The organism is Ralstonia sp. ASV6 (assembly GCF_016429285.1).
In the GTDB taxonomy this organism is placed as follows: domain Bacteria; phylum Pseudomonadota; class Gammaproteobacteria; order Burkholderiales; family Burkholderiaceae; genus Ralstonia; species Ralstonia flaminis.
This window is the reverse complement of sequence record NZ_JAELUI010000065.1, coordinates 18,880-30,509: the sequence shown is the minus strand read 5'-3', so window position 1 is coordinate 30,509 and position 11,630 is coordinate 18,880. Positions and strand designations below refer to the sequence as shown.

Here is an 11,630-nt window from a genome sequence, read left to right as displayed (position 1 = left end):
TCGCTCTTTGACCAGCCTCACGGCCTCAAGCTTGAACTCCCGGCTAAATTGCCGCCTCGTTCCCATAAACCACCTCCAGTTTCATTTTCCACCTTAACAAGGTGTCCATGAAACCGGCAGCAGCCCACCGTGACGAGGACTTGAAACCCTTACTGCGCAAGCTTCTGCAGGCAACCCCTACCCTCGAAATTCAACCCATTTTGGTCCGGTTTGGGTAGGAATTACCAAATCAAGTGACAGAACTAAGTGTGTAGAACGCTCTGCGGAGGGCTTGTGGACGCGGGTTCGACTCCCGTCAGTTCCACCCAATCTCGCACTTAAACGTCTTCGATGCCGGGCAATGAAACCCCGCTGGGCCTGGCTCTGCGGGGTCTTTTGTTGCGGATTTTCTGACAGAACCCTATTGAACTGTACGGATTGCAAGTCGGCGTGCGATGAAAGCAATGCCCCAGTCAGACATTCATGCTCAGTCGCACCTCGGCGTCCAATCGGATTTCTTGATGGTTTCCGCCATCCGGCCATTCTCAGTGGCAATCCGATCCAACTCGGCAAACTTGGCCTGAGGGGACACATCTCCTGCGGGGGCATACTTCACCGCCACTTGATAAATCACTAACCCCCCGCATGCGGCAACGTGATACGAACGATGCACGTCGGACTCATACGTTGGCTCCCTGACAGTGGGTTCGTAGATGATGCTCGCAAGACCGCTCTGCCCTTCTTTGGAGAGCTTGTAATGCGGTCGTGGCGTCGTACGATCCAACGAATTCTTGGTTGCGACAAGCCATTCCATCGGATCCGCCACGACACCACGGGCATAGTTGAAGGTCAGCAACGTTGTCCACGCGTCGACCGACTCACCGTTTGTCGTGTACTCGTAGAGCCTACGACCATCGGACAAGTTCTCCCTCTTATAGACCAGCGTGTAGACCTTGCCATTCCAACTCAAGGTCTCCGGCGCACGAAACTCAGCTGCGTGACTAAGGGCTGCCGACAGCAGCAGTGCAGCAAAAACAATTCTTCGCATGATTGAAATCGGTTTATCCAAACACCAAACCAAACGTTGTCACGTTCTCACGGAGCTCTGCGCACCACAGAACATCGCCCCAATCATATGACGACTACGATCGCCACGCCGCCTCCGCCGCTCATGCTGCTAGATGTGCCCTTCAGATCGGTGTGGTTAAGGAGCCCCGCACCCCGGTGACGATTGGCTGTGGCACTTTCCGGTATACCGATAGCCCTTTTTTAGCATGCAGCGTTGCCATTCTTCATGCAATCGGGAATATGTGACGTTGTCCTTTTCTCCCGCGCGCTGTGCGGCCTTTATTTTTCTTGACTTAAACCTGGCGCGTATTTTCCGTAACCGCCACCGCAATCCCTGGAGTCTTGATCACTCAAATTTGATGCCCCATCAGATTTATTCCATTCCTCAATGTATGGCTTGGTATGCATCAATGCTTCAGAATCTTCTTTTCACAATAGGCCGCAGGATTTTTTGGGCCACACATGCTTCCATTGCCAATGGGGGAAGCCAGAAGGAAGAGCGATGGCAGCCACTATTTCGTATGTTTTTTGTGATTATATTTTTCACCCCGCAACGAAACTTAGATTGTATTCCATGCCGAAGGCGGCAGGCATCCTGTCGTCAAGAGCGGACTGAAACCACAATCGCACCAGTAGCACTCATGTATCTTGTTCTCTGGCGGGACGCCCTCACGTCGCATTACCTTGGCCCTCATACAAACCACTGAGCTTGCCGCCAATCAAATGTGTATACCGGCGAACAGTTCGATCCGTTTGTCTTGCCAGACTCTGGCCTCATGGGGACCCGTTCTATACGATCAATGTGCACCACATGCAGGCGAGGCTCTGGAGATATCGTTGTCATAGCATTCTCCCGTAAAGCGGTATCCTTTTTTTATCATGCAACGCTCCCAACCGTAGAAAAGCCGAGCATACGCCGAATTCTCATTTTCTCCTGGTCGCTTTTCCTCATTGATTCTTGCTTGGCTAAATCCTGGAGCGTGGCTTCCACTTCCACCACCGCAACGAGCAGAATCTTGATCTCGCGCGTCCGAGGTCACGCCAGGTTTATCCCACTTCTCTATGTAAGGTTTAATATTTTTTCCAGCGGACGGGTCACCATTCATCCAGAAACCGCCAATACCACAACCGGATAATGAGGCAGAGGCGAATAGAATATAAATGGCGATTTTTTGATTTTTCATTTTGCTGCCCTAAGTAGGATTGAAATCGCGTCCCATACAGGTGACGGCAACTGTTCTGCCATGGCAAACGGCGCTGAAATAGGAATCGCCACCATCGTCCACGTTTCGTGGAACATTTTCTCGGCATCAGTTCGCCCGCGCTTCGCATTGCCTTGGTCGTCATACAAGCCACTCAGCTTGCCGCCAATAAGGTCGTGCGTACCCGCGAACGATTCAATTAGTTTGTCTTGCCAGCTTCCAGCATCGTACGGAACGCCAAACAGTGTGCCCTTAACACCTTGAATACCACCCGTCGCCCCCGCGAGTTTCTTGCCTTCATCAGTTTGCAAGAATGAATCCAGTGTCATCTTGGCTGCGATCGGATCAAACTGCACCTGCCCCTTTTCGTTGAGCGCCAGTTGTGTCTTGCCGTTGGTGTCCAAAATCGGTTGATCGCTTGTGTCTCGCAACACCTTGCATCGAGCATTGTCCGTCCCACATAGTTGGTCCAAATCCCACCGCGTCCCGCCAACCTTTTTGCCATCCCCACGCACGCCAGCACTCTCCGCCGACAAATTGTCGTAAGTCGTCGTGCCATCCGTCACACCCGCAAATTTGGCGGAGTCCTTGATCATCAGCGTACGCATCTCATCGGCGGCAGTGGAAAGCGCTTCTTTGGTAACCGCGGCAGTCCCCGCGCCAGTGACCGCGCCTATAAGGACGTTCATGACGCGCTCTTGCAGCTTGAGATCATCGAGCTTGGCTTGCACGGCGCTGCGTTCTTCCTCCGTGGTGGCCTTCTTCATCTGCGCGACCAGTTCGCTGCGGTTCTTCTCAACATAGTTGCTGACCGCCAGGCCCGCCTGCTGGCTGAAGGCCTGAGTGATCTGCATCTGGGCGTTGATCTCCCTTTGCACCTTGTCGGCATCAAATATCTTGGCGATACCGGTTTCCGCGTCTCCGGTGCGCACCGCGGTGTTGCCCGCAATGCCGGAGATGCCGGATGTCGTTGTGCTGCTCGCGCTGCCACTGTCCTGGCCCACACCCGCGCCGGTTGGAGAGATGCGGCCACCCTTGACGTCCTTGCCGCCGCTGAGCGACATGCCGATGCTGCTCGCGCTGTAGTCGGCGTGGTTCTGAATCTCGCTCTGCGTGAGTGTGGCGGTGGTGAAACTATTGACACCATCCTGCACAGCCTTGTCCGTGCTGGCAATGACCGCGCCCTTGAGATCGGTATTACCCCGCACGTTGACCTGGAAGCCCTTGTCGCCCGCCTTGATGCCCGACTGCTCTGTCACGCTGGCAAAGTCGCTGTCAATCTTCTGCTGGCTGTAGTTCGCGCTACCCGAAAAGCCCATTCCGACCGTGACGCTGCCGCCCAGGCTCTGGTCTTTGGTGTGGTACTTGCTGGTGTCCTGCAGGCTTTCGATATTGAGGTCACCACCCACATTCGCGATGACCTGCTTGCCGTTGGCCACCGCACCGCGCAGATTGGTATTGCCGCCCGACTCCAGCGTAAGCGTATTGCCGGCCGACACGTGCGTGTTGGTCCAACTTACGTCCGAACCATCGCCCTTGCCGCGCGAGCCACTGGCGTTGGCGGTCACACCGAAGGCCGCACCATTGGAGTTCAGGCTGATCGCCACCCCGACCCCGCCGCTCATGCTGCTGGACGAGCGCTGCATGTCGCTGGTGTTCTTCGCAGCCAACAGATTGATGTCGCCGTCGGCCTTCAGCGTGACATCGCCGCCGCCCTTGATGTCACTGCCTTGCACGGTGAGTGTTGAGTCCTGGCCAGCTCCGGTCGCCTGGATATTGACGTTGCCGCCCGCGGCCACCTTCGAGCCTGCAGCCGTGGAGGTGTCTTGCGTCGTCTTGCTCTGGCTCTTGGAGCCGCCCACCGTGATCGACACGCTCACACCACCACCCGACTTCGGATCTGATGCCACCGCGTCGGCGGCGTTCTTGGCTGCAAGGGCCGTGGTGGCGCCAGCCAACACCTTCATGCGAGCATCACCGGTCTCACCTGCGGCGCTCTTCATCTGCTGCGCAGTCTGGATTGCAGCAATCACAGGGGCAGTTACCGCCACCGTCAGGCCCGACTGCTTGAACTGGGTCTCCTGCGTGCTGTGACTGGTCTCCTGCGCCTCCAGGATGTCCACCTTCTTGGCCTGGATGGTGATGTCGCCTTGCGGCGCCACTACATTGCTGCCCACCTGCCTGTAGCTGTTACCCGCCCCAATCGCCACGTTGCCGTTGGTCGACCCAACCGTCGATGCGGCAGCCGACGTGCGTGCATCCTGATTGTCCTGGCTCTGCTGCTGCGTACCAATCGTGAAACCGATGCCACCACTACCGAACAGGCCCGTCTTCTTCTCTTCGCGGAAATGACGCTCCGTGGTGGAGTCGCTCGCCGCCTCGATATTGACGTCGTGCTTGGCGATCAGCGTGGTGCCGTCTGTGGAGACGACATTACTACCGCGCACGTTGATGTCGTTCCCAGCCTGCACGTAAGTCGTATTGCCAGAGAACGTTGTGCCCTGCGTGGTCGTCTCCGACAACGTATCCCGCGTCGTAATCGTCTTCTTGGAGAACAAGCTGCTGCTCCCCTTGTGCTGGTGGGCCTCGTCTACATTGCGCGTGGTCTCGGCCACCGTCAGGTTGACGTTGTTGCCAGCCGTCGCCACCAGCGCGCCCTGATCGCTCGTCACCGAAGCACCGCGCGCATTCAAATCGTTACCCGCGGACAGACGCAGATCACCACGAGTCTGGATGGACGAGCCGATCTCCTGGCGCGTGCTGTCCTTGCGCCAGTTGTTGTTGTCCCACTTGATGGACTGCGAGTTCGACGTCTCGACCGTATTCAGGTTGAGATCACGTGCGGCAGCGACAATGGTTTGCCCACCCGTGCTGGCGTTGCCGATCTGCGCACCCGTCAGGTTCAGATCGCGCCCGGCGGAAGCCACCAGTACCCCGCCGGAAGGCGCGGTCACGTACAGGCCGGCGATTCGGCTGACATTGGTCACGCTGCCCTGCGTGTTGCCGTTGCTGCGCGTGGTGGTCGTGACATTCAGATCACGCCCGGCAGTGGCACTCAGACTGTTGTTGCCGTCGATGATGCCCCCAAGGTTGTCCAGGTCGGTACGCGCGCGCACGGCAACGTCGCCGCCGGTGATGCGGCCACCGAGGTTCTTGACGTTCTCGGCCGTGATCGACACTACATCGCGGCCCGCGATACTGCCCTGATTGACCATGTCGCCCGACAGGTTCAGCGCCATGCTCTGGCCGCTGATCAGCGCGCCCGAACCGTCCAGGTCGCCTGGCTTCACATGGACGTACACCTGCGGCACCAGCGCCTTGGTGGTTTGACCATTCGGCAACGTGACGTCCTTCTCCACCAGCCACACGATATCGCTGGTCAGTTGGGCCATCTGGGCGGCAGTCAGCGCCACACCAGGGCGCAGGCCCCATTCCTTGGCATAGGTGACGCCGTTGTCGATCAGTGCACGGTACTGTGCCTCGTCCGTCGAGTACCCGTCGAGGAAGCGGCGCCCAGTTAACTGAGCCACCTGCTCACGGATCAACTTTTGCTCGTAGAAGCCATCGCCCAGGCGCTTTTGCGTAGCGGCAGGGTCTATGCTCAATTGCGACAGCATGTAATCCGACGACAGCCACGTGCGGTAGTTGGCAAAGCGCGGATCGGTTTCGATCAGGTAGTTACCGGTCGGATTCGGGTTGACGTGAAACAGGCTGTTATTCGGGATCGTGGTATTGACCCCGCCCGTGCGCACGACCAGCGGTTGACCGCCCGCAGTGGTCTGCGCTGGCACCTCGGTAATCGCTCCCACAGGCTGCGCGGCAACGCTGCCCGGCCCTTGAACGCCCGTTGTCCCCGAGCCCACACTACGACCCGCGCCAATCGACACCTGCGCGACAGCAGCGCTTTGCGCACCCTGTGTCACACTGCCAACAGCGAGTACCCCGACCTGTGTGCCGCTGCCACCAGGCGCGGTGTTGTCCTTGTAGACCGTGGGCGCCAGCTTGATGTCCGAGATCACATCGGGCGGCGTGTAGGCCGCGCTGCTTGAACCCGTGTCGTCACGCCCCTTCTTCTGGTGGCGCCAGTACGACGTCACCGTACCGGCATCGGTCACGGTCTGCTGGCCTGCCACTTCAGTGTTCTGCAGATTGCCGATATTGCCCGTGAGCGTGCCGCCCGCCATGATCTGGCTCTTGTCGTTGAGCACCGTGCCCGCATCGATGCGCATTGCACCGCTTGCGGTGATCTTGCCCGGGTCCGAGCCGGTAACGACGGGCGTCGTGGTCGTACGGTCGTACTCGTACTTCGACCAGCTCTCGTAGTTGCCTTCCGGCGTATGCAGATGGTCCGACTCGTCGTTGTAGATATAGACGTCAGGATCGCCCGGCTTGTAACGGTTGGCCGAGCCCGATCCCTGATACTCGATGATGTGCTGCGGCCCGCTTTGCTGCACTCCAGTACTAAAGTGCTCGTTGGTGTTGTTGACCCGGTTGGCTGCGAGTGCCAAGTTGCCCAGCGCCTCGATCGACGCGCTATTGTTGTTGACGATGACCGCCGAACCGGTCGCCAGCCGACTTGCATCCAACGCCCCGCCAATCGCCATGTCACCGCCGCTGAAGATCAGTGCGTGCTCGCGGTTGGTAATGGTCTGGGCCCCAATATCCAAGCGGTTGCGCGCGGCAATTGTCGCGGCTGTACCGTTTTCGACGTCGTTGTTGACGGTGCCAGCCTGGATCGCCACATGGTCGCCGTAGATGCGGCCAGTACCCAGGTTGTTGACCGTGCCGGCATTGATGTTCGTGTTGCCGCCATCGATCAGGCCGCGGTTGGTCAGCGTGTCTGCGGCGTTGATATTGGTGGTGTTGGCGCTGATCTCGCCAGTGGCGGTGTTATCGACATTGCCCGCCGAAACGCTCACTGTGTTGCCCGCCTTGACCGTCGACTGGTTGGTCAGCCGGCCGTTGGTTTGCAGCGTCACGTTGCCATTGGCCTGCACTTCTCCGGTGTTGGTGAAATCACCGGTGAGGTTCAAACTCAGATCACCTTGCGAAAGCACGCGCCCATCGCCCGACAGGTTCGCACTGTTCACGCCCAGCGACTTGCCGGCGATAAGGGTGCCGGCCGTATTGGTAACGCTCTGGGTTTTGGCCGCCGTGTTGCGGTCCTGCACCACCACGTTCTGGCCCGAGGAGATCAGGCCCTGCGTATTGTTGAGCGATCCGGAGCCCGTGAGCGTCAGCGTTTGATCCGCACGGATTGCACCACCCTGGTTGTTGATCTGATCGGCCGTCAGCGAAACATTCTGACCTTCCAACCCTTGGTTGGCGCCTTGTGTGCTGGTGTTGGTCACATTGCCGGCGCGCAGATCAACCGTCGCGCCCGAGCGCACCAAACCGCCACCGTTGTCGATACTACCGGCGCCCACATCGGCAGAGACGTTGCCCATGGCTTGCACGTTGCCGCCACGATTGTCCAGACCAGTACCCGTGAGGGTTACCGCCTTCTCGCCGCTGATCTGACCGCCCTGTGTGTTGGTGATCTGTGCGGCGTTGGCCGTAAGATCCCCCTTGGCGCCAATGAAGCCCGTGTTGTTATTCAGGTCGCCCGTACGCAGCGTCACTGCATCCTGACCCAGAATGCCCGCCGTCGTTCCGGAATTCCGGTTGATGAGCGACTGACCATGCGTGTTGACAGTGAGTGCACCGGTTGCTTGCAACGTACCTGCGTCGTTGGTCAGTTGACCGCTCTGCACGTCGAGTGCAGCGCGCGCAGCCACCGTGCCGCGTGTGTTGTCGAGCGACTGGCTGTGCGTGTCGATATGGACGTCCTGGCCTGACACTACGCCATCCGAATTGCCAAGGCCGTTGGCTGACAACGTGACCGTTTGAGCAGCTTCAACACGCCCAGCAGCGTTGTTGATGGCGCCACTCGCGGCCGTCACGCTGGTGTTGCCCTGGACGGAGCCGATACGCCCGCTCGCATTGGTCAGGGTTGCACCGGCCACGGTGACATCGCGGTTGGCTGCCAGTACGCCCTGCGTGTTATCGACAGCGCCGGAGGTCTGCACGCGCAATGTGTCTCCAGCCGTGAGCGTGCCGCCCCCGTTCGACAGCGACGCGGCCTTCACCGAGGCGCCTCCGCCGGCGCCGATCTTGCCTTGCGCGCTGTTATCCACCTGACCGGTAGCATTCACGGTCAGCGTCGACGTACCGGCAGCCTGCAGGGTCCCGCCTTGATTCACTAGATCGCCCGCCGCGATAGTCGTGTCGCCATTGCTGGCCAGCGCTCCCCCGGTGTTGTCCAGGCGGCTGGTAGCCCGTACCGACGCAGCGCCCGTGCCGGTTTGCAGCAACTGGCCGCTACGATTGGACAGCGTCGCCGTATCGATCTGCAGGTTGGCGGCAGTAGTCTGCCCGCTATCGAGCGTCGCCGTCTGGGCATGCAACGCCAGCGTGCCGTTGCTGGCAATCGACCCGCGCGCGCCATCGATCGTGGTCGTAGTGATAGACAGCACGCCGTTGCCTGCGTGCTCGATGTGGCCATCCACATTGGTCAGTGTCGCCGTCCCGAGCGTCAGGTCCGTCCCGTTCGTCGCGAGGCGCCCTCTAGTGTTATCGAAGCGCTGGCTTGCCTGAATGGACGTAGCACCCGTACCGGTCTGCAAGATCTGGCCCGAACGGTTCGACAGCGTGGTCGCGTCAATTGTCAGGTTGGCAGCCGTAGTCTGTCCGCCATCGAGCGTGACGGACTGTGCGTTCAACGTGAGCGCGCCATTGCCCTCGATAACGCCACGTGCGCCGTCGACAGCGCTCGCATGGATCGCTAGCGCGCCGGTTCCGGCATGGGTAATCCGGCCGTCGGTGTTAGTCAGCATCGACGCATCCACCGAGAGGTTTGTGCCGTTGGCCACAATCCGCCCGCCCGTGTTGTCGAGAGAAGTGGTTGCCTGAATCGACGCACCGCCTGTGCCGGTCTGCGTGATTTGCCCCCCTCGGTTCGATAGCGCACCGGTCTGAATCTTGACGATGTCGCCAGAGGTCTGCCCGCCATCGAGCGTGGCGGATTGCGCTGTCAGCTGCAACGCGCCATTTGTGCCGATCAGGCCTTGTGCACCATTCAGGGCCGTCGCGTTGATCGCCAAAGTACCGGTACCGGCGTGCTCGATGCGCCCGTCGGTGTTCTGCAGCGTTTGCGCACCGACCGATAGATTGGCGCTGTTCGTTGCAATGCGCCCACCGGTATTGTCGAGTTGGCCGGGCAGTTGAATCGACAGATCCGAAGTACCGGTCTGCACGAGCTGGCCCTGCGTATTGGAGAGATCGTGCGCCGCGAGCATCAGCCGGTCGGCCGATGCGCTCGCACTGTCCGTGCGCAAGGTGCCGCTCGCGTTGGCACTGAGTGTCTGCGTTGCCGAAAGCGTGGCACGGCTCGCATCGACATCGCCACCGCTGGCTGACAGCGAAACGTTTCGCGCGGAAGTCTGGCTTCCAGCCACGTTCACGCCCGCGCCCGTCAGCGAGAGATCACCGCTGGCAAGATTTTGCCCCTGCGATGTGAGTTGACCCGTAGCGTTCACCTGAACGCTGCCGCTGCCACCAAGCGTGCCGTCGCCCTGCACGCCTGCACCGATCAATGACCCCGTGTGGCTGTTGACGGTGCTGTTAGCGCCCGTGGCGGCGATGATCGTATTGCCTTGCGCCGCAATCGTGCCCGTGTTGTCGACGTTGCCACGCGTGCTCAACTGCGTATCACCTTGGGCGTATAACGTGCCACTGTTGGCGAGCCCACCATTGGTGTCCGCGCGCACACCTGCGCTGGCCGTGATGCGACCACTGTTCTCCAGTCGGCCATCTGCCGTGACGGTCACGTCGCCAGCGGACGCGCCGATTTGCCCCGCGTTGCGCACGCCCACGCCGGATTCCGTACCGACCAGCGTGATCTTGCCTGCGTACATGCCTCCCAAGGCCGCGACGTCGATACCATAGGACGGCGCCGGCCCCGTGGCCGCGATCGCCGTGGTCTGGGTATGGTCGGCGCTGACTTCGTTGGCGCCTGCGCTCACCTTGAGCGTATTCGCCCAGATGCCTACGTTGACCTGCACCGAGCGCGCGATGATGTCCGTGTAATCCGCACGGCTGGTGTCCAGACCGCCGCCAGTAATGCTGATAGCGCCGTTCTGCACGCGATAACCGTCGAGGCTGCCGCCGTTGAGAATCGGCGTGCCAGTGGTGAGCGTGACGCGGTTGGAGTTGATGAAACCGCAGCCATCACAGCTGATGCCCGCCGGGTTGGCAATCACTACCTGTGCGCGGTCACCCGCCACTTCCACGTAGCCGCGCAGCTGACTCGGGTTGCTGGAGTTGACCTCGTTCAGAATCACACGCGCGGTACCGTTGGCCAGCCACGGGTTGCCCTGCACATAGCCGCCCAGTTGCGTCTGCGTGCTGTTGCGCGCGTTGTTGAGGATAGCCCCCTGCCGGTTGACGTCGAACTGGCCGTACGTGTTGCGCGACACACCGGCCGCGCTGGGCGTCTGAATGTTGACCAGCGGCACACCGTTGGCGGCGTTCAGCACTGTGGGCTGCTGATTGCGCGGCGCACCTGGGTCGGCAACGATCTGCGCGTTGGCCGCCGTCCCAACCAAACCGAGCACCAGAAGGATCGAGAAACACAAGGGCCGCACGCGCGCGATCACGCTGTGCGCACTCGGTGCATCGCTTGTGCCAGCCTGCTTGCCGTCGCTAGCGACGGTTTCCGCCACGACCATCAGCAGGCCGCGGGTCTTGTTGAAGACGATCCGGTACAGGTGTTTGTTCATTGTTGGCTTTCCGGGAAATGCGAGGCGCCAGCAGCCGCAGCGGCTGTGGGCAACAAAGGGGGATTGAGTTGGGACCAGGCATGCGCTTCCTCGGCCATCACGCCGATGCCGTGGAAGTCCTTCACGCGCAAGCCGCGCGTGTTGCCTCGGTGGTAGAGCGAACGGAAGCAGCGTGTTGCAAAGAGCCGCCCGACCAGATGCCGTGCCGTACGCGTATGCCCGAACGGCGCAACCCAGTCGAGGATCCACATTCGCTCGCCGCTGGTCCAATCGGATTCAGGCATGGTGAGCGGGGGATTAGCCAGATAGCGCCGTTCGGCCTCCGGGCTCAACATGGCCCATGTCAGGAAAAACACGGGCTTGCCGCCTTCGCTTGCCAAGATGAACTGACGGCGTTTGATGGCCGGCAGCAGCAGTACCGACAGCGCATGCAGCGGCATGTCGCGATGTTCGGCGGAGTGCATCCACAGCCAGACAGCGGAGCCCAGGGCCTCCGCCTCATTGCATGACGCATCCAGCAACCCAGGGGCGATCACTTCGAGAGAATCGAATCGCATGGGCG

Annotated in this window: 4 protein-coding genes; all 4 read right to left on the bottom strand. The window is 60.3% G+C overall.

The features are described 5' to 3' along the window. Nucleotides 1–466: 466 nt before the first annotated feature. Nucleotides 467–1,048 (bottom strand): hypothetical protein, encoded by a 582-nt coding sequence (locus tag JHD73_RS14550; RefSeq protein ID WP_233176984.1) that lies wholly within the window; start codon nt 1,046–1,048, stop codon nt 467–469. 796 nt (nt 1,049–1,844) lie between these two features. Next, nucleotides 1,845–2,231, bottom strand: a complete 387-nt coding sequence (locus tag JHD73_RS14545) for a hypothetical protein (protein WP_199030984.1) — start codon at nt 2,229–2,231, stop codon at nt 1,845–1,847. After that, entirely contained in the window at nt 2,228–11,068 is an 8,841-nt protein-coding gene (locus JHD73_RS14540) for a hemagglutinin repeat-containing protein (RefSeq protein ID WP_233176983.1), read from the bottom strand. The genes JHD73_RS14545 and JHD73_RS14540 overlap by 4 nt, the downstream gene beginning before the upstream one ends. Beyond that, complete coding sequence (locus JHD73_RS14535; RefSeq protein ID WP_199030983.1) at nt 11,065–11,625, bottom strand: protein-lysine palmitoyltransferase; 561 nt, start codon at nt 11,623–11,625, stop codon at nt 11,065–11,067. The genes JHD73_RS14540 and JHD73_RS14535 overlap by 4 nt, the downstream gene beginning before the upstream one ends. Nucleotides 11,626–11,630: the final 5 nt, after the last annotated feature.

Excerpts from the sequence above, each read along its gene's own strand:
- JHD73_RS14545 (WP_199030984.1), bottom strand. The coding sequence starts at position 2,231 with ATGAAAAATCAAAAAATCGCCATTTATATTCTATTCGCCTCTGCCTCA.
- JHD73_RS14540 (WP_233176983.1), bottom strand. The coding sequence starts at position 11,068 with ATGAACAAACACCTGTACCGGATCGTCTTCAACAAGACCCGCGGCCTG.
- JHD73_RS14535 (WP_199030983.1), bottom strand. The coding sequence starts at position 11,625 with ATGCGATTCGATTCTCTCGAAGTGATCGCCCCTGGGTTGCTGGATGCG.